Origin of the sequence: Sediminihaliea albiluteola, from assembly GCF_014077625.1 — a bacterium.
Taxonomy (GTDB): domain Bacteria; phylum Pseudomonadota; class Gammaproteobacteria; order Pseudomonadales; family Halieaceae; genus Sediminihaliea; species Sediminihaliea albiluteola.
Genome location: NZ_JACFXU010000014.1, coordinates 448263 through 467897 on the forward strand (window position 1 = coordinate 448263; position 19635 = coordinate 467897).

Below are 19635 nucleotides of genomic sequence, written 5' to 3' on the forward strand. Positions count from 1 at the left end.
TCACGCGCTCGCCTCAGACAGCTACAATAACGACAACTCGCCCACCAACCAGGACATGGGGCGATTGATAGCAAAAGTTATCCCAAACACCCCCAAACAGGACAGCGACATGATTTATCAGAGTGATGCTCTCACCGTCGAGCGACAGGAAGGCGATATTGCCGAACTCCGCTTCGACCTGCAGGGCGAATCGGTCAACAAGTTCGACCAAAATACCGTCAACCACCTCACCGCCGCATTAGATGCTATTGAAGCCCAGGATGGCCTCAAAGGCCTACTGGTCACCAGCGCTAAGCCGGTATTTATTGTCGGTGCAGATATCACCGAATTCACCTCTATATTTGGTTCCAGCGCGGATGACATCAAAGGTTTTACCGCCACCAACAATACCAACTTTAACCGCCTGCAGAACTTACCCTTCCCGAGCTGTGTCGCCATCAATGGCTTCGCTTTGGGTGGCGGTTTTGAGATTTGCTTGGCCTGTGATTTCCGCGTAATGAGCAGCGCCGCCAAAGTCGGCCTACCCGAGACCAAACTGGGCATTCTACCCGGCTGGGGCGGCACCGTGCGCCTACCGCGCATCATCGGTGTTGATGAGGCCGCCACTTGGATTGCCGGTGCAGCCGAGCAGCGCGCTGAGGCCGCTTTGAAGGCCGGCGCGGTGGACGCGGTAGCCGCTCCCGAGCAACTGCGCGATGTGGCACTGACCACGCTGCGCAATGCTATTGCTGGCAAGCTGGATTACGCCAGCCGTCGCAGCGCTAAGAGCAGCCCACTGCCGCTCAACGACACCGAAGCTATGATGGCATTCTTCACCATGAAGCAGATGGTGGCGCAGCAGGCCGGCCGCAACTACCCGGCACCAGTAAAAGCAGTGGAGGTGATCGAGCAGGCGCGAGGCATGGGCCTTGAAGAGGCACTCGACGTTGAAGCCGCGGGCTTTGCTGAGCTGGCAGTTACCGACGTTGCCGCATCACTGGTCGGCGTATTCTTAAACGACCAGCTACTGGGCAAGAAAGCCAAGAGCTGGGAGAAAAAATCCGACAAGGCCATCGAGCGTGCTGCAGTATTAGGCGCTGGCATTATGGGTGGCGGCATCGCCTACCAGAGCGCTTACAAAGGCGTGCCAATCAAGATGAAGGACATCAACCAAGATGGCTTGGATTTGGGCCTATCAGAAGCTAGTAAGCTGCTTGCCAAGCGCGTAGAGCGCGGCCGCATGACTCCGGCCAAAATGGGGGAGGTACTGAACAGCATCGACGCCACTTTGAGCTACGACGGTTTTGAAGATGTCGATATCGTAGTTGAAGCGGTGGTTGAGAACCCCAAAGTGAAACAAGCTGTGTTGGCCGAAACCGAGCAGAAGATCGGCGAAGATGCCATCCTCGCCTCCAACACCTCGACCATCTCCATTAGCCATTTGGCCAAAGCACTTAAGCGCCCTGAAAACTTTTGCGGCATGCACTTTTTCAACCCAGTACACGCTATGCCACTGGTAGAAGTGATTCGCGGTGAGAAGACCTCCGACAAAGCTGTGGCCCGCACCGTGGCCTACGCCAATAAAATGGGCAAAAAAGCTGTCGTGGTAAAAGACTGCCCTGGGTTTTTGGTCAACCGTGTGCTGTTCCCTTACTTTGACGGTTTCTCCAAATTATTGCGCGATGGTGCTGACTTCCAAGCAGTCGACAAAGTCATGGAGCGCTGGGGATGGCCTATGGGCCCTGCCTACCTGATGGACGTGGTCGGCATCGATACCGGTGTACACGCTGGCGAAGTCATGGCGGAAGGTTTCCCTGACCGCATGAAGCTAGATTTTAAAGCAGCACCAGAAGTGATGTTTGAGAACCAGCGCTTTGGTCAGAAAAACAACATTGGCTTTTACGAATATGTGAAAGACAAGCGTGGCAAGCCCAAGAAAACCGTCACTGAAAGTACCTACGAACTACTCGCGCCAATTGTTGCAGAGCGCACTGAGTTCAGCCCCGAAGATATCGTCGATCGCATGATGCTGCCAATGGCCACTGAAATGGCTCGCTGCCTTGAAGAGGGCATTGTTGGCAGCGCTGCTGAAGCTGATCTCGCTCTGCTGTTCGGGCTCGGCTTCCCTCCCTTCCGCGGTGGTATTTTCCGCTGGATGGATACAGTAGGGCTGGAATATATCGCCAAGGCTTCGGAAAAGTTCGCACACCTGGGCAAGGTGTACGAAATGACCGATGGCATGAAGGCCAAATTAGCCGCTGGCGAAAGCTACTACTAAGCGATGGTAACTGCAGCGCCGCTCCGAATAGAGCAGGCGCTGCGGGATGCTCAACAAGACACTGGCTCTCGCAAAGGCGGATTACCGCCGCGGCGAGAATGACGAAGCGGCCAACAATGAGCCCTTCGCACCTAGAGGAGAATTACCGTGAGTCTGAATCCAAGAGACGCTGTTATCGTAGACTACGCCCGCAGTCCCATGGGCCGTTCCAAAAATGGCTGCTTCCGCAATGTGCGTGCAGACGACCTGTCAGTTGCCGTCATCAAAGGCCTGCTGGCACGCAATGACAAACTGGACCCAGCAGAGATCGACGATCTAATTTGGGGCTGCGTACTACAGCGCGGCGAGCAAGGCATGAACCTGGCCCGCCTGCTGGTACTGCGCGCCAACCTGCCATTTACTATCCCAGCTCAGACCGTCAACCGCCTCTGCGGCTCATCCATGAGCGCACTGCAGACCGCCGCCGCCAACATCCAAGCTGGCCTAGGCGATGTCTACTTAGTGGGCGGCGTTGAGCACATGGGACACGTGCCAATGATGGGTGACGTAGACGTCAACCCACGCCTCGGCCTGAATGTGGCCAAAGCCGCTGGCATGATGGGCATGACCGCCGAGTACCTTGCTCTGATGCACGGCATCGGCCGTGAAGACCAAGATAAGCTCGGCCTGCGCTCCCACCAACTGGCCCATAAAGCTACAGTAGAAGGCAAGTTCGCCCGCGAAATCATTGGCGTCGAAGGCCATGATGAGAACGGCGCGCTCACCCTAGTAGAGCATGACGAAACTATTCGTCCCGACACCACTTTAGAAGCTCTGGCGTCACTGACACCTTCATTTAACCCCAAGGGTGGCACTGTGACCGCTGGCACCTCCTCGCAAATCTCCGATGGCGCCTCAGCCATGCTGATGATGTCAGCCGAGAAAGCTCAAGCCCTAGGCCTTACACCTATCGCACGAGTGAAGGGTATGGCGCTGGCTGGAGTCGATCCTTCTATCATGGGTTACGGTCCCGTACCCTCTACCCAGAAAGCACTGAAGAAGCTGGGCTTAAGCATCAAAGACATCGAGATGGTTGAGCTGAATGAGGCCTTTGCCGCTCAGGCGCTACCTGTGCTGAAGGACTTGGAGCTACTGGACGACATGGAAGATAAGGTGAACGTTCACGGCGGTGCTATCGCCCTAGGTCACCCCTTTGGCTGCTCCGGTACCCGTATCACCGGCTCTCTGCTGACTGTGATGCAAGACCGCGATCTGACTCTCGGCATTTCCACGATGTGTATCGGCCTTGGTCAGGGTATTACAACCGTGATTGAGCGCGTGTAATATGCAAAAAGCGCTGGCCAGTTCAATACTGGCTAGCGCTCTTGTGCTGAGCAGAACTGGCACCCACCCCAAGGCTATATTTCCTATGATCTTAAACCTCAAAGCTCTCCGACGCACTGCCGCCATGGCTGCTGCGCTATTCGCTATGACCTTAAACAGCTCCAGTGCTATGGCACAAAGCGCTACTGAGCCGCTGTGGATTGATGTGCGTAGCCCAGCGGAGTATCGGCAGGGTCACCTCGAAGGCGCCGCCTTAATTCCTTTTGATGCCATCGAGAAAGGGGTTACTGAAATGCGCCTGGACAAAGACAGGCCAATTTACCTCTACTGCGCGGTCGGCGCGCGCGCTGAAAAAGCTCGCCGGGCGCTTGTGAAACAAGGCTACACACAGGTAGTCAATGCCGGCGGCCTAAAAGAGGCCGAGCAAATGGCAAACTGCCAACAATCTGCCAACAAAGATCACTGCTAGTAGAAGCGCTGCCATGGAGAAAATACCACGTGCTAAAACGGTCTGGGCACACCGGGTATTTTTTCCAGCGGCCTGTCTCTATGGCGCCATCGCGGTGCCTTTATCAGTCTTTGCAATGTACAGCGGCTGGGGCTGGCCTCCAGCACTCTTAGGCTTGGGCCACGCCTTTGAAATGGTATTTGGCTTTGCGCTGGCAGTGATTGCCGGCTACACCCTCGGACCGAGCGACCCACGCCTACTCACAGGCCTCTTTGTGCTTTGGCTTGCCGCCCGTGTGGCACAGTTTATCGCGCCCTTCAGCCTAGCCTCACTGCTAATCTCTGCGGCTTTTGGCCTCGCCTTAGCCTGGCGTATTGTGCCGCGCTTTATCGCCGCAAAGAAATGGCGCAACCGTTTACTCATGCCCTTATTGGGCGGCCTGTGTTTACTGCCAACAGCTTATTTACTCACTCAACAACTGGCCTACGGCCAGGGCTCTCGGCTAGTTTTGCACGAAGGCATCTTGTTTCTGGCCTTGCTGATGGCCTTTATGGGAGGCCGGGTTATTGCACCGGCGGTTGCCGGTGAACTGCACAAGCAGGAACGCAATTTAGAAGCCCGAGTGCAACCCCGTATCGAAGGGGCCTTCATTCTCTTACTAATCATCGCCGCGCCAGCCCTAGTGCTTCCTAGCACAGTAAGCCTTGCCGGCGCGATGGCTATTATCGCAGGGCTTTTAATCGTGCTGCGCCTACTGCGCTGGCAACTATGGCACTGTCGTTCACGCCCCGATTTACTGGGGCTCTGTGCCGGCTATCTGTGCTTGGGCCTTGGCCTAGTATTGCTAGGTAGCACCATAGTGGCCCGGGGGCAGCTCACCGCTGCCTTACATGTCATTACCATTGGGGCACTGGGAACGCTAAGCAGTAGTATTATGAGCCGCACCCACTATCAGCGTCTGCGCCGCAGCCCTCCGCCGACGGTACTGGTAGTCTGGATGCTGAGTACTATCGCTATCGCTACGCTGGCCCGAGTGGCAGCAACTTTCCCCTCACTAGGCGACCCGCTGCCACTGCTATGGCTGGCTGCGACAACGTGGGCACTTTGCTTTGGCAGCCTAGCTTGGCTGTTTAGCGCCGAACTCTACCGCGGCTGGCGCCGGAGTGAACACAGCGCCACTTGAATGACACCTAGCCAGCCAGCAACGCCGCCCCCCTACTGTACCGGCGGGTTTGCTTTGGCCTCAGCAATCAAAATGTCAGCATCAAGCTGTAGCAGGAAGCCCGCCTCAACCGCCGCTTGAGCCGATGTTTCTACCGCCTCAATGTAATCTGCTGCACTGGGGTAGAGGGCGTCCAGAGTGGCCTGATCAAAGGGCGTGGTAAGCCCAGCGTACAATATTGGGCCATCGCCAGATAAGGTAGCAATTGGCGCTTCACTGTGAGGCAAACGAACCCCACCCAAGGCATTGCCATAGCGATCGACGACTATTTCCTCGTCCCTCGTTTCAATCGGCGGCGCAGTGCTTGGCGCCTGGCCATCTCTAACCCAGCTTACCAAGGCATTCAGGGCCGCATGCATGGCCATATACTGGGGTGCACTGTTGACCAAGCCTAGTACCGGTGACAGATCGTAAAACGAGTCGTATTGCCGCGCGCCCTGCTCACTCAAGGCAGCCAGTGAGCTGGCATCGGAGTGGGATGTACCCGCCACCTCCCAAGTGCGCACACTGTCTGAATCAGGTTGACGTGCTCTGGGGAAGGAGAAGTCACCCTCCCCTATTCCAAATAGATCAGTCTCAGTAACAAACTGTAGTACGGGGGCTTTAAGATCATCGCGCAGCTGCGCAGGAGCTGGCACATCTACCGTTTCATTAAGCGGCGCGCCACTACCGTTTCTGCTGTGGATCAGGAAACCGTCATAAACCAAGGATTCACTGTGTATGGCATTCACATAGGTCAGCATCCGAAAAGCACTCTGGGACTCGCCATCCGCTATCAGCACTTCTGCCTTAAGGCCGCCCAGGGGATCATCTCCTTTAGGGGCTTTGAGGGTCGCGCCCACCTGGGAGTATATGTCGTAAGAGTAGGCATCACCGGGGTGAAATAGAGACTCATAGCGCGCTGAGTCCCAAGCCATGAGCCCCAGCACATCAGGACCCAGTGGGCCATCGCCAATGCTCTCAATCGAAATCGCTTGTGCCGTCACCCCAACCCAGGCATGACCAGAGCGCAGTATTTCACCATTGAGAAAATTAAAATCGACATCTAGATCCACAGCTGAAGTGACGTTGAACCACTCCACTACCACCACGCCACTAAACTGCGCCGGATCACTCGGTCGACGCACCAGTATGCGTGTTTTGTAATCTGCCGTACTGGCCTCAGTTACTGGCCAAATACCGTCGATGCCCCACTCCCCATCGGGGTCAAATGCCCGAGCCTCGCCCTCAACAAAAAACTCTTCTTCTACGTAGCCGGCCCCATCGAGGTCGACAATCGCTGGCGTAGCGGGAAAGCCGCGGCTGCCGTTAGTAATGGGGCCCGACACTAGCGCCGAGGGGACTAGAGGCTCCGGCTCAGGCGGCGGTAATGGGGGGCTGTGCTTATCGCTACTATCGGAGCAGCCCCATAAAACTGCGGACATAAGCACTAAGAGAAACAAGCGAATAAAGGCAGACATAGGGCTTTCCTGATTATTGGAGTTATTAGTCTATGCCCTTGAAAGTACCCAATGCCCGAGGGCCTGTAAAGGCGCGAGCTTGTTAAAGGCTTATGGGGTCTCGCTAATCAATACATCGAGCTTTGCTAAAACCATTAGCAACTCCTCTGTCGCCAAATGACTAGCTCGAAAATACTCTTCCGCCATGGGCGTTACAGCACAGCGCTCAGGCAAGGGCAGTTGCTGCTCCAAAAGCTGATACAGAGTGGGTAAAAAGACAAACTGCAACCACTGGGGCAAGCTCAAGGTATCGACACAAAAGGGCTCAGTACTAGCAAGCGCCTCACTCGGTGGAGGCTTCATCTGCCACAGACCGAGCTGTCGCAGCTGAGCTTCGACATCAATTAAACTTTCGGCGATCTTACTGCGCATAGTTTAAACTTAGTGTAATTCGCGCTTAAAAGGCGGCAGTGAATCCAGTATCGCGCGCCCGTAGCGGCGAGTAATGATGCGGCGATCCATCAGAGTAACCCGCCCAGTATCTTGCTCGGTACGCAACAGCCTGCCACTGGCCTGCACCAATCGTAGGGCAGCGTCAGGCACGCTAATCTCCATGAAGGGGTTGCCACCCCTTGCCTCGATCCATTCGGCTAAGGACGCCTCAATGGGGCTATCGGGCACGGCAAAGGGTATCTTAGCAATAACGACATGGCGGCAATACTTTCCTGGTAAATCGACACCTTCGGCAAAACTAGCCAGACCAAAGATGACGCTGCCGTCACCGCCATCGACTCGCTCGCGATGCAGCCGCAGAATTTCTTGTTTACTGCCATCACCCTGCATCAGAATTTCCTCACGCCACTGTGCCGGAAGCCCCTGGTAAACCTCCAGCATCTGCCGCCTAGAGGAGAACAGCACTAAACTGGCCTCCTCCCTATTGAGCAAATTTGGCAGCTGCTCAATCATAGCCGCGCTGTGGGCTTCAGCATCTCCGGGCTCGCAGTCCATGGCCGGCACAGAAAATACCGCGCGGCTGTAGTCAAAGGGGCTGGCAACTATTTTAAAACGCGCTTCACGCGAGACACCTGAGTGCAAAATAAAGCGCTCGAAGGAATTTAGTGCAGTGATGGTGGCCGAAGTAATAATCACTCCCGCGGCCCGCGGCCAGAGGTATTCCTGCAAGATATCCGCAGCCAATATTGGACTGCAGCGCAGCTCAAAACCATGCTGCCCATTGCTGTCTAGCAAAGTAATCCAGCGGGCCATCGGTGGCTGCTCACCTTTGCCGGTCACAGCATAGGCCTGCCACAGCGCCAAGGTCGCCTCTGCTCGCCCAAGCATGCCACCGATATTCAAGTGCCAGGTTTCTAAATCCCCTTTGTCGACTCCTGCAAATTCATCCTCAAGCGAATCTTCAAGTGATTTTTCAATGCGCGACAGATTGTTAACCAATGATTGGAATTGCCCGGCCAAGGTAGCTGCTAGCGGTATGAGTGACTCAGGTACCAGGCCATGCTCAAAGCGTAGCTGCGTTTCATCGCGGCGATTGGGCTCGGCATCGTCAAACAGGCTTGCCACCGCCTGCTCAGCCACTTTAAGGCTATCGGCAGCGTTCTCTAGCTGTTCTGGCAACTGTTTAAGGTAATGGGCAATGCCGCTAAGTGGGGCCAGTGTTGCCGCGCCCTGAGCGAGTATTTTGCCACTGTCTTGCAACCAAGCCACAGTCGTGTGAATTCGACAAAAGCTAGCAAAATGCGACAGCGCCTTGTCGGGCAAGTGATGCCCTTCATCGAAGACATAAATGCAGTCTTCTGGCTCAGGTAAGATCGCGCCACCACCGAGTGCCAGATCGGATAATGTCAGGTCGTGATTGGCAACAATCACATCGGCGTGGGTCAATTCTTCCCGGGCTTTATAGAAACTGCACTGGGAAATATTGGGGCAGCGACGACCACTACATTGACTGTGGTCAGTGGTGGCGCCAAGCCACACTTGCTCAGGCACAGTCGCCGGCCAATTGTCACGATCGCCATCCCATTCACCGCGCCCTAGGGCATCGATCATGCTGTGATAGATCGGCATCGCCTCAGCCGCCTGAGGCAGCTCGAACTCATCGGGATACAGGGGCAGAACACTGTTATCGCCCTGCCCATCGGCCAGCAAACGGTCGAGCTTGGACAAGCACACATAGCGCCGCCGTCCTTTGGCTAAGGCATAGCTGAAGTCCAGCTCGCTATGACGCTTTATGTCCGGCAGATCTTTATGTACGAACTGTTCCTGCAAGGCCACGGTAGCGGTTGCCACCACTAGCCTTTTACCGAGGGCTTGTGCCATGGGAATGGCAGTTACCGAATAGGCGATTGTCTTACCAGTGCCGGTGCCGGCCTCAATCACACAGACTGCAGGCTCGGCATTGCTCCGCTCTGCTGGCGTCTCACCGGGCAGCGGAATTCGCGCTAGGGTATTGGCAATCTCGGCAATCATTTGTCGCTGACCCCAGCGCGGAGTCAGGGACTTTTTTTCAATCACTGCCGCATAGGCCGCACGGATGCGGTCTTTTAGCTCCTCACTCAGCAAGGCTATCGCCATTTTGAGCCTGCGCTAACTTAGCCACCACCGCATTGGCATAGGTGGCCAAGGCATAGGGCTGGTGCGCTTCAGGCAAGGCTGCAATGCGAGCACGAAACTGCTCTTGGCTACAGCTACCAGAAGCCAAATCGAGCTGCTGCGGCAGCGCTGCTGCTTCGCCGTGCAGCATCTGATAAGCATAGAGGTTAGTAGGGTGCAGGCAGTAGAGCGAGATAATTTGCTCATCTACCGCCCGCGCAACATCACTCGCGCTCTCGTAATCAGCATCTAGCGGCGAACCAAAAGCCACGTGCACGCGGCCTTTAGCGCCGGATATACCCCGCCCAATAGAGGCAATGTCTTCCTGCTCAGCTTTCTTATACTCGCCAGTGCTTTCTACTTGATATAACTCTTTGGCCTTGAACTCATCACAGGGATCGAGCTCATAAGAAATAGATACCGGCACAATACCCAGTTTACGAATATGCTCGGCAAAGCTTTCTGTTTCCTTATCGCGACTCATACTCAACATTTTAATGACCGCAGGCTCCGTGCGATCAATACCGTTTTTGGCTCGCCCTTCACGCTGAGCAATCCAAATCGGCGCATTCTCTTCCAGCAAACTATGACGAATATAGTTAGACAGGGTTTTAGAGGCCGTTAATAACTCTCTGGGGCCGCTGACAGAGCGCTTAACAATAAAGCTCTTATTCAAGCGCATCAGGTCTGAGACCCAGGGCTTGGTCAGCAAGTTGTCGCCAATGGCAATACGCACGGTGTTGTGCCCACCGACATGCAGAGCATAGTTAGTAAATGCTGGGTCCATGGCGATATCGCGATGATTACTCATGAATAAATAGGGCCGAGTAGCATCGAGCTGCTCTAAGCCCGATACTGTGAAGCCAGCGGTACTGTCTTCAATCATCTGCTCAACATAGGCTTTAACTACCATCTGCATAGCCTGCACATCATGCACATCGCGCAACTGCCGCGATAGGTAAATGCGCACCAATGCGCGACTCAGCGCCGGCGCCACTCGCGCCAAACGTCCGAGCCTCAGGCTGGCCAGTGCCCCAAGTAACTCAGGGTCCTGCAGCAGCCGTGCTAGCACGGCCGTCACCTCGTCATCACGGTAGGGACGTATATCGGAAAAAGGGTCGTTCAAGCGGATCTTCCTCGGGTCGGAAAGCGCCACACGATACCCAAATTCACCCTTCGAGTCACCAGCCCTAGTGCCCCAAATGAGCGCTTTCTGCTAATCTCTAGGAGCTTGCTCGATCAATTCATTCTTGGAGGTCACATGGACGCTAGTGCTGCCATACTCACAACTTTTGGTTTAGCTTGCCTACTGGTGAGCTGGGTGCTGCTGTTGATCACATCTTGGAAGGAAGACTACGCTTGGGGCCTGTGCGCCACACTCCTGCCACCTTTCGCCTATCTAGTTGCCCTATTCCGCCTCGACAAGGCCGGCCAGGCAGTACTCACCGCGCTCTTAGGCTTAATTTTGATCGCTCTCGCCTAAGCCTTTCTGGGCCGGCACTGTTACCGGCCCAACCTTAATTATATTTAATGTTACTGGGGTAATCCTCGAGTGACACCAAAGCTTATTATTAATCAATAACTTACACTCGAGCAAAAAGCAAGTGGGGCGACGTTACCTTTCTGCCCACTTTTCTTACAAATTCGTAACACAAAGCTTTGCGCAATTACCCTACACTAGGCGCCACAAATTGGATGCCCGCTTGCTCGGGGCGCCTGTAGTCATTACACACTCACAGAGGTACAAGCATGAACCTGATCAAACTGGCTGCCGCAACTGCGCTGTTAAGCTTCTCCGTCGGCAGTCTTGCCGCCAAACCCACTAGCATTGTATTCAAGAGCAACAGCGAAACCACCGATGGCACGCCTTACTCACAATACGAAGTAAAGTGCTCCAATGGTAAGAAAGTTCCTCTAACTGCTTGGGACAAGCGCCGTAAGTGGTGTGTAGGCGAAGCCAGCGCAGCCGACTGCGAAAAGAAGCAGATCAAAGCTGCTAAAGCTGCCTGCGACGCAGTCTAATCCTGAACCCGCCCTACTCCGCTGTGGAGCAGGGCGGGATCCAGCCCTTTCAAGCCTGCAAATAACGCCCTCGCAACTCAGCTATTTCCGACCTTCCCAGCCCCACCATTTCACTCAGATAGGCTTCAATACTCGGGAAGTTGCTATGAATCCCCTCTAGCGCCGCCCGCAAATACGCTTCATCGACTTGCAGCATTGGCATAATAGCTTCGCGATCCGAGTCACTTAAGCGATACTTAGCTCGCACTTTTTCCAATTCCACTTCGGGCTTAAAGAAACGTGCACTCAGTAAATAATCCCGCAACACCAGACTTTCGGGCACACCCAGCGCCAACAACATCAAAGCACTAGCAAAGCCAGTTCGATCTTTGCCAGCAGCACAGTGCACCAAATAGCGGGCACTATCCTGCGCCAAAATCTCCTCGAACATACGGCGATACACCCCCGCCTCTTCCAGCGCGAGCTCACGGTTCACAGTCACCATAAACTCGAACATCGCTTCGGAACTGGGCACGACTCCATCGATACTCTGCAAAAAGCCCGAATTATTGCCCGGCGCAATAGGCAGACTGCAAATCAATGGCGGGCGCTCACTCGGCAGGCGAGATGGCTCACTGAGCTGCTCACTCTGCTGCCGAAAATCAAACACCAAATCCAACTCTAGGCTCGCCAACAGGGCAATATCCTCATCGCTGAGCTTTGCTAAATGCCCTGAGCGAAAGAGATAGCCCCACTTCACTTGTTGACCTTCTGTGTTGCGATAGCCACCAAAATCACGAAAGTTTGGTGAACCTTGCAGCCCCAAACGACGCTCCGCAGCCAGCACCTCGTTACCGTGCTGGTCACGCAGGCGGAAAAAATGTCGCCGACCTAAGGGCAGACCACTGACCGTAGCGCGATACGCAGCGTGCTCGCCCTCAGGCGCCCGATACTCGGTGCTGACCGGCCCGCCTTCAGCCAGCGCCTCTACAGACACCTCTGTATCCTTGCTACTGGTCTGCCACTCAACATGGTAATCGCCTTCCGGGACTCGCCAAATATGCACTGCATCACTTATCAACATAAATCTTCCTGGCAGCCTACTGGGCAAGTCAGCAGTAAAACTGCGGGCCCATTAAGCCTCAAATCAATTTTTAGGGTCGCAAGCCATTGCAGCCCACTAAACTACCAGCGCTACCATATACAAGCAGCTTTGGCAGCGAAAGTGGCTGCTGTGACAAAATGCTTGGAAGCAGCGCCTCAGACAGCCCGGCCTTAGAGTTGACAAGTGGCCCCCAAATGTGAATAATCGCGCCTCTTGAATTCTTGACCCCTAGAGGACTGAATAGTGGCCAACTCTCCACAAGCAAAGAAGCGCGCCCGCCAGGCCGTTAAGCGTCGCAACCACAACGCAAGCCTGCGCTCGCTGGTTCGCACCCAAATTAAAAAAGTTATTGCTGCAATCGCCACTGGTGATGCAGAGCAAGCCAAAACAGCTTACGCCAATGCTGTACCGGTCATTGACCGTATGGCCGACAAAGGCATCATCCACAAAAACAAAGCTGCTCGTCACAAGAGCCGCTTGAATGCCAAGGTGAAAGCCCTGGCCGCGTAAGCGCAGCGCTTCTAATCAAAAAAGCCGGCTTAAAGCCGGCTTTTTTTATCCCCCTCTCACTCTCGCGAGACAACAGCAGAGTTAAGCCTATACCTGGGCCTCCTGAAGCTTGTGGAAATCATCTAGCATGGTTTGCTCATGCTCTTGAGCTTCCGTGGTATCGAGCGGCCGCTCTAGCTCGGCCCAATTGATATCGCCATCAGTCGCCAGGTTCTCAAACTCCAATATACCTAGCTCTTCAAATTTAGGGCGAATTCTATCGGTCAACAGGCCAATGCGCTTGAGATTAGGAATCACTCGCTGAAACAGCAGATTACGGAAGGTCGACATTACAAAGCCTTCTAGCACCTGCTTGCGGGCTTCCTCCACATCCCAGCCAAAATGCCGGAACACATCGGTGGCCACCAATCGCTCTCGGCTGATCACACAGGCCTCATAAGCGAACTGCGCACGCTCTTCACGCTCTTCCTGACTGAGTGTTTTCACAAACTCTTCTAAGTAGTTCACGCCAAAAGTCACGTGACGGGCCTCATCGCGCACCACGAGATAGACCACATCTTTCAGTACGGGGTCGGGCGTGGTCTCACGTGTTGTATTGAAGGCCGACAAAGCCAAGCCCTCGATGACGATCTGCATTCCGATAAACTTCATATCCCAGCGAGCATCAGTCAGTATTTTGTCGATGATGCTTTTTAGGTGTGTATTGATCGGGTACATCAAGCCAATGCGCTTTTGCAGATACTTATTGAACACTTCAACGTGTCGCGCTTCATCGAAGGTCTGCGAGGCAGCATAGAGTTTCGCATTCAGGGTGGGTGCACAGGAACACAGCTGGGAAGCAACTAGCAGCGCGCCCTGTTCACCGTGCAGAAACTGCGACAGACTCCAAGAGTTCATATGCAGCCAGAACTCTTTGCGCCGCTCTTCACTTAAATCGAGGTAGGGCTGATAGGTGTGCAGGTTCATCAGCTCGGGCATGCCCTCTTCATCGGGCCAAGGACGATCCCAATCGATATCCATCTCAGGGTCCCAAGCTAACTGCTTACCCAGATCATAGAGTTTCTTAATGCGGTCGTCCTGGATTTTGTAATCCCAGTTATAGGAGCCGCTCAGGGGGGTATTGAAGAGCTCTGCAATATAGTTGGCATCGCCTTCAGTCAGCAGCTCCTCCAAATCAGGGTTTGGGCTAGGATAATCGGCACCGGCAAACTTCTGAATTTTGCGGGGGGCTTGCTCTTTCCACTCAACGTGCATGGCTCTACTCCTATAGTTTTTATAGCCTTACCATCAATATGGGTTAAGCTGAGCCTGTCAACAAGGTGAAGTCTTGTCAATCTGCGGTCATTTGTGGCCAAATCATGCTTATGCTCAAAACTAGTGCACCCGCCCAATACATTCTTATCCTGATCGATATGGTGGAGCAGCTAGGCTATAGCCGCGAGCTTTTGCTCAGTGGCACTAGCCTGGCGCACAGCGGCATCCAAGGTATCGGCGCCCGGGTCAGTGAGGACGATTTCACCCGCTTGGTCAGCAAGGCCTTCGAACTTACTGGTAACAAAGCGCTGGGCCTGCATCTAGGCCAGCGTCTAAACCTATCAGCACACGCCGTACTGGGGCAGGCCTTTATGACCTGCGATAACCTCGAACAGGTGATGGAACTGCTCCTCAAGTACTACCACCTGCTCTCGCCAACTCTGCAACTGGAATTCGAAATCAAGCAGCAACAATGCCTGCTCACCACGGTCACTAGACCCCAAGATAATCCGATCTATTTTTCTTACGAACTGATGTATGCGGCCATGCTCAATACCCTGCGCGGGCTACTAAACCTGCCAGAGCTCAAGGTGCGAGTCGAATTACCCTATCCGGCTCCAGAACACGCCAGCGAGTATTTCAAGGTGTTTGGGCAAGACGTACATTTTGACTGCCTGCGCGGCCGCTTTATCTTCCCACAGTCATTGCTCGATACCGCACTGCCCTCCTCCAACCCTGCCCTGCGAAAACTTTACGAGCAGGAGTGCGCCCGCCTACTCGCAGACCTCGAAGAAGAAGACTCGGTGGCTGAACGCACGCTGCGCTTACTGCGCAAATTGGAAGGGCAGTATCCGCAAATGCCAACTATAGCCCAGATGCTGAACTACAGCCCGCGCACCTACCGCCGCCGATTGGAGCAGGAAAATTACTCATACCAACAGCTCTTAGATCAGGTACGCGCTGAGCACGCCACCCACTATTTGAAAAATACCCGCCTACCCCTGTCCACTATTGCCTACTTAGTCGGCTTCAGCGATGCATCTAATTTTCGACGTGCCTACCAGAAATGGAGCGGCCAAACTCCACGCGCGGTGCGCAAAGGGGAATAAAAACAGCGACGCGCCAGCAAAGTACAACAAGCTGGCGGCAGACCAGGCCCAGAGAAGGGTAGGCCTAGGTCACATGCTCATCGAGGTAACGTTGTACTTCGGCTTTAAGCACTCCCTGAAAAGCGGAGGCCAGTAAACCTAAGCGCACAGAGACACCCACCTCGCCGTCCTCGATAGTCAGCACTCCCTCCACCCCCGAGCCCTTGATGTGCACTTCGTCATCACCGCGCCACTGAGAGCGCACGCCGTGCTTTTCCTCAAGCCGCGAGGCGAGACCCTCAGCAGCTACGCGGAGCTCTTCCTTGGGCATGGTATAGGCTTTTTTAAGTCGGAATCCGGCCATTGCATATCTCTTTTGATACTTTATTGCAGTATATGCCATGCTGCGACAAAACGCGCAAGCAAGCATTTAAAGCTTGAGCAACAAGCCCTAAACAGCCAGCTCTGATTGGAATGGTTGGCACTATGCACAGCTCGGAAGAAGTAGGTCATCCCAGCGCGGGAACTGCGCCGCGCTGGGATTTGATAAGTGGCTTACTGGAAGCCAGCTCACAGCCAGTAGCTATAGAGGTGCTACAAGCTCAGCCACAGTCAAAAGCTAGCGACCACTTTACTAAAGCGAGACGAGCTACCAACAATTAGGACTGCTTAATAAACTCACCCGCGTACCACTGCAGCATCGCTATCTTTTCTTCCAGAGGCTTATCTTCCTCCATGGCATAGACATCGCGGAAACCAATGACCACATCAGTGACGCCAATATCTTCTAGCTGCTCAATACCCTCTTTGGTGAAAGCATCTTGACCCGTGGTGAAGATTTTGAAGGGACGGTCAGCAGTGCCGTACTCGTCGCGCAGCTCATTGAGGCGCTTGATGTAAGCAGTCAAACCAGCCATATCGGCCCCCGCGCACATCCAGCCATCACCTACCTTTGCCGCTCGTTTTAGCGCGGGCTCGGAATGGCCGCCAATCAACAATGGAGTTGATTCAGTGGGCGCTGGGCACATTTTGTTAGCGGGCATCGAATGTATTTTGCCCTCGTAACCAAAGAACTCACCGCTCTCTAGGCCGCGCAAGATATCGATCTGCTCGTCAAAACGTAAGCCGCGCTTCTCCCAGGGCACATCACAGACCGCAAAGTCTTCTTCCCAAGGGCTAATACCAATACCGAAGTCAAAACGATTGCCCGACAAACACTGAATACTCTGTACCTGTTTAGCGACCACGGCCGCTTGGCGCACCGCCAGCTTGTAAACAAAAGTGGCAAAACGAATCTTTTCTGTCACCGCAGACATATAAGCCACGGCAATCAAGCTCTCCATGAACGGCACACTTTCAAGAAACTCGCGGCTACCGTCTTTGTTATAGGGGTATTTTGAGCTGGCCTCCTTGGGATAACAGATGCTATCTGGGATGGTTAGCCCAGAAAATCCCGCCGCTTCTGCTGCTTGCGCTAGAGGCGCGTAATGATCTGCGTCACACATACCCACTTGGTAACTGAACCGCATACTAAACTCCTTTATTTTTGGGATAAAATAGGGCCGATCAAGGCAACCTGATTAACTCTATCTACTACACTCTAGCCTGCCCTTGCTCACTAGCCCAACAAAGGCTTGAACTTTTAGCTCTTTGGCCTCACATACTGAACCTCTGCCGAGTCTGATAGGCTCTTGTAACTGAGCAAAGCACACAGCGGCCACTTCCAATCGCCGACTAGGATGACGATACCACCATGACCGAGCAAACTTCCACAAGCAACCGTGCCGACAGCAGTCTTCGCTTCCTCTTCGAGGAGGCCGATATTCGCGGTGAAATCGTGCAGTTAGACCGCGCCTTCACAGAGGTATTAGCTCCACATCAGTACGCACCGGGCGTGCGCCGCTTGCTAGGCGAGTTTTTGGCGGCAGCAGTCTTGCTCAGCACCACTCTGAAGTTTGAAGGTAAACTGGTGCTACAAGCCCGCAGTCAAGGGCAGCTACCCCTGCTGATGGTTGAGTGCAGCAGCGAGCTCGACATTCGCGGCATTGCGCGTGGCGCGGAGCAGGCGACCGCAGTGGACTTTGGCCAACTGCTAGCGGATGGCCAGCTGGCCATTACTATTGATCCTCAGCGCGGTCAGCGCTATCAGGGCGTAGTGACACTGGAAGGCGACTCACTGGCCACCTGCCTAGACAGCTACTTTCAACAGTCTGAACAGCTTCAAACTCGCCTGTGGTTAAGCTGCGACGGCCAGCGCGCCGCCGGTATGCTCACCCAGCAGCTACCCGCTCAACTGGTCAAAGACCCCGAACAGCGCAGCGCGCAGTGGGAGCATGTCTACGCACTGGCCAGCACAGTCAGCGACGAAGAGTTACTGCAACTCTACCCAGCGCAATTACTGCACCGCCTGTACCACGAAGACTCTTTGCGATTGTTTGAGCCCCGCCCAGTACGCTGCCGCTGCAGCTGCTCGCGGGAGCGCTGTCTTGCCGCGCTGATGTCACTCGGCGCCGTGGAAGTGGAAGACATACTGCAAGAGCAAGGTAGCGTGAACATGGACTGTGAGTTCTGTACTGCTCGCTATGAGTTTTTTCGTGAAGACCTCAGCGAGATTCTTGAGCCCCCTAAGGACCACACTCTGCACTAGGGAGACTTAAAAATAGTGCGAACTATGGGCTGCCCACACGATAGATGGCATTATCACCAATCTGACTCGCAAAATTTTGCATTTCTGACATAATTGCGCACCCCAAAGAGCCACAAGAGGCAGTGCAGGCCCTACGGAGGCCGGCGCCACACCGACGACAGGACGCATAATGACCGTTGACATGCAGAAAACCCAGGAGCTGACGGATCTGGGCACATCCCAGTTAATTGAAGAAGCACTTATTCGCGGCGAAGGTAAGCTCGCTGATACCGGCGCACTGCTGGTCACCACTGGCAAGCGCACCGGCCGCTCACCCGCCGATCGCTTTATCGTGCGCGAGCCCAGCACTGAAGACAGCATCGCTTGGGGGCCCGTTAACCGCCCCTTTGAGACTGATAAGTTCGATGCCTTGTGGGATCGCGTGGAGTCTTATATCTCAGAGCGCGATCGCTTTGTCTCTCACCTGCACGTTGGTGAGCACAACGATCACTACCTGCCGGTCAAAGTTATCACCGAAACAGCTTGGCAGGCTCTGTTTGGACGCAATATGTTCATCCGTCCGGAGCAGTACAATGTCGGACGCAAGCCTGAGTGGACCATTATCAACGCACCGGGCTTTGAATGTGTCCCTGAGCGCGACGGCACCAACTCTGAAGGGGTGGTAATTCTCAACTTCGTACAGCGCAAAGTTCTGCTTGCTGGCATGCGTTACGCGGGTGAGATGAAGAAAGCGATGTTCTCTGTGCAGAACTTCCTACTGCCAGAAAAAGACGTCATGTCAATGCACTGCTCTGCCAACGTGGGCGAAGACGGTGACACCACCTTGTTCTTCGGCTTGTCAGGCACTGGTAAAACCACCCTCTCCGCCGATCCCGAGCGCTACTTAATCGGCGACGACGAGCACGGCTGGGCCAAGGGCTCGGTGTTCAATATTGAGGGTGGCTGCTACGCCAAGACTATTGATCTTAGTCAAAAGAACGAGCCTGTTATCTGGGACGCCATCCGTTTCGGCAGCATTATTGAAAACGTGGTGCTCGACGAAAACCGTCACGCCGACTACAGCGACACCAGCCTGACTGAAAACGGTCGCTGCTGCTACCCCTTGGAGCACGTTGAGAAACGTACCGAGTCCAATGCCGGCGGTGAACCCAAATGCGTGATCTTCCTGACCTGCGATGTCTCTGGTGTGCTGCCTCCAGTTTCGATTTTGAGCAAAGAGGCCGCGGCCTATCACTTCCTCAGCGGCTATACTGCACGCGTGGGCTCCACCGAACTTGGCGCAGAAGCGGGAATTCACCCGACCTTCTCGACCTGTTTTGGCGCCCCCTTTATGCCTCGCCCTGCTGGCGATTACGCCGAGCTACTGATGAAGCGTATTGAAGATTTCGGCAGCCAGGTCTACCTGATCAACACCGGCTGGACCGGTGGCTCAGGTGCACCCGGTGGCACAGGATCACGCTTCCCCATTCCAGTAACACGGGCGATCGTTGCCGCAGCCCAAAGTGGCGCGCTGCTCAACGCCCCGACCGAGCATCTGGACATCTTGAACCTGAGCTTCCCAACAGCTATTCCTGGTGTTGACCCCAAGTACGTCAACCCGCGCAACAGCTGGGGCGATGTAGAAGCTTACGATGAACAAGCGCGCAAACTAGCGACGTTGTTTGTAGAAAACTTCGCTAACTTTGATGTTTCCAGCGCCATTGTTGCTGCAGGCCCCAAGCCCTAATAGGGCTT

18 protein-coding genes are annotated in these 19635 nt (G+C 54.5%); 10 read left to right on the forward strand and 8 right to left on the reverse strand.

Annotated elements, in window-relative coordinates; genetic code table 11:
- Positions 1 to 109: 109 nt before the first annotated feature.
- The 4 genes from fadB to H2508_RS08975 all read left to right on the forward strand — a co-directional run bounded on the left by fadB (position 110) and on the right by H2508_RS08975 (position 5211).
- Entirely contained in the window at positions 110 to 2257 is a 2148-nt protein-coding gene (gene fadB / locus H2508_RS08960) for a fatty acid oxidation complex subunit alpha FadB (RefSeq protein ID WP_182173409.1), read from the forward strand.
- Between the two features lie 147 nt (positions 2258 to 2404).
- Entirely contained in the window at positions 2405 to 3580 is a 1176-nt protein-coding gene (fadA, locus tag H2508_RS08965; protein WP_182172104.1) for an acetyl-CoA C-acyltransferase FadA, read from the forward strand.
- A gap of 1 nt (position 3581) precedes the next feature.
- Positions 3582 to 4049 (forward strand): rhodanese-like domain-containing protein, encoded by a 468-nt coding sequence (locus H2508_RS08970; protein ID WP_220463676.1) that lies wholly within the window; start codon positions 3582 to 3584, stop codon positions 4047 to 4049.
- Between the two features lie 13 nt (positions 4050 to 4062).
- Positions 4063 to 5211 carry an NnrS family protein gene (locus H2508_RS08975; RefSeq protein ID WP_182172107.1) on the forward strand — a complete coding sequence of 383 codons (1149 nt, stop codon included), beginning with the start codon at positions 4063 to 4065 and terminating at the stop codon, positions 5209 to 5211.
- Between the two features lie 32 nt (positions 5212 to 5243).
- Here H2508_RS08975 and H2508_RS08980 read toward each other — a convergent pair whose 3' ends face one another.
- The 4 genes from H2508_RS08980 to H2508_RS08995 form a co-directional block, all read right to left on the reverse strand.
- Complete coding sequence (locus H2508_RS08980; protein WP_182172110.1) at positions 5244 to 6710, reverse strand: alpha/beta hydrolase domain-containing protein; 1467 nt, start codon at positions 6708 to 6710, stop codon at positions 5244 to 5246.
- 90 nt (positions 6711 to 6800) lie between these two features.
- A complete protein-coding gene (locus tag H2508_RS08985; RefSeq protein ID WP_182172113.1) occupies positions 6801 to 7121 on the reverse strand; it encodes a YqcC family protein in 321 nt (106 codons plus the stop codon).
- A 9-nt stretch (positions 7122 to 7130) separates the two neighbouring features.
- On the reverse strand, positions 7131 to 9278 hold the full coding sequence (gene dinG, locus H2508_RS08990) for an ATP-dependent DNA helicase DinG (protein ID WP_235965158.1): 2148 nt from the start codon (positions 9276 to 9278) through the stop codon (positions 7131 to 7133).
- Positions 9256 to 10422: a 1-acyl-sn-glycerol-3-phosphate acyltransferase gene (locus tag H2508_RS08995; protein WP_182172116.1), complete on the reverse strand. Its 1167-nt coding sequence runs from the start codon at positions 10420 to 10422 to the stop codon at positions 9256 to 9258. The genes dinG and H2508_RS08995 overlap by 23 nt, the downstream gene beginning before the upstream one ends.
- A gap of 135 nt (positions 10423 to 10557) precedes the next feature.
- Here H2508_RS08995 and H2508_RS09000 point away from each other — a divergent pair, with 135 nt between their 5' ends.
- Positions 10558 to 10779: a hypothetical protein gene (locus H2508_RS09000; RefSeq protein ID WP_182172119.1), complete on the forward strand. Its 222-nt coding sequence runs from the start codon at positions 10558 to 10560 to the stop codon at positions 10777 to 10779.
- 266 nt (positions 10780 to 11045) lie between these two features.
- Complete coding sequence (locus tag H2508_RS09005; RefSeq protein ID WP_182172122.1) at positions 11046 to 11318, forward strand: hypothetical protein; 273 nt, start codon at positions 11046 to 11048, stop codon at positions 11316 to 11318.
- 49 nt (positions 11319 to 11367) lie between these two features.
- Here the strand turns inward: H2508_RS09005 and H2508_RS09010 are convergent, their stop codons facing one another.
- The gene (locus H2508_RS09010; protein WP_182172126.1) at positions 11368 to 12381 is read right to left on the reverse strand and encodes a tyrosine-protein phosphatase; all 1014 of its coding nucleotides are present in this window, start codon (positions 12379 to 12381) and stop codon (positions 11368 to 11370) included.
- 264 nt (positions 12382 to 12645) lie between these two features.
- On the opposite strand from H2508_RS09010, the gene rpsT reads away from it, so the two are divergent.
- Positions 12646 to 12912 carry a 30S ribosomal protein S20 gene (rpsT, locus tag H2508_RS09015; RefSeq protein WP_182172129.1) on the forward strand — a complete coding sequence of 89 codons (267 nt, stop codon included), beginning with the start codon at positions 12646 to 12648 and terminating at the stop codon, positions 12910 to 12912.
- An 87-nt stretch (positions 12913 to 12999) separates the two neighbouring features.
- Here rpsT and H2508_RS09020 read toward each other — a convergent pair whose 3' ends face one another.
- Positions 13000 to 14166: a ferritin-like domain-containing protein gene (locus H2508_RS09020; protein WP_182172132.1), complete on the reverse strand. Its 1167-nt coding sequence runs from the start codon at positions 14164 to 14166 to the stop codon at positions 13000 to 13002.
- Positions 14167 to 14276: 110 nt separating this feature from the next.
- Between H2508_RS09020 and H2508_RS09025 the strand changes: the two genes are divergently transcribed.
- Positions 14277 to 15275, forward strand: coding sequence for an AraC family transcriptional regulator (locus H2508_RS09025; protein ID WP_182172135.1), 999 nt, complete (start codon positions 14277 to 14279; stop codon positions 15273 to 15275).
- A 64-nt stretch (positions 15276 to 15339) separates the two neighbouring features.
- Here H2508_RS09025 and H2508_RS09030 read toward each other — a convergent pair whose 3' ends face one another.
- Both H2508_RS09030 and H2508_RS09035 read right to left on the reverse strand, forming a co-directional pair.
- Positions 15340 to 15618, reverse strand: coding sequence for a polyhydroxyalkanoic acid system family protein (locus tag H2508_RS09030; RefSeq protein ID WP_182172138.1), 279 nt, complete (start codon positions 15616 to 15618; stop codon positions 15340 to 15342).
- 295 nt (positions 15619 to 15913) lie between these two features.
- Positions 15914 to 16783, reverse strand: coding sequence for a TIGR03619 family F420-dependent LLM class oxidoreductase (locus H2508_RS09035; protein ID WP_182172141.1), 870 nt, complete (start codon positions 16781 to 16783; stop codon positions 15914 to 15916).
- 224 nt (positions 16784 to 17007) lie between these two features.
- Here H2508_RS09035 and hslO point away from each other — a divergent pair, with 224 nt between their 5' ends.
- Together hslO and H2508_RS09045 are read left to right on the forward strand one after the other, a co-directional pair.
- A complete protein-coding gene (hslO, locus tag H2508_RS09040) occupies positions 17008 to 17901 on the forward strand; it encodes an Hsp33 family molecular chaperone HslO (protein ID WP_182172144.1) in 894 nt (297 codons plus the stop codon).
- A 169-nt stretch (positions 17902 to 18070) separates the two neighbouring features.
- Positions 18071 to 19627, forward strand: a complete 1557-nt coding sequence (locus H2508_RS09045) for a phosphoenolpyruvate carboxykinase (RefSeq protein ID WP_182172146.1) — start codon at positions 18071 to 18073, stop codon at positions 19625 to 19627.
- Positions 19628 to 19635: the final 8 nt, after the last annotated feature.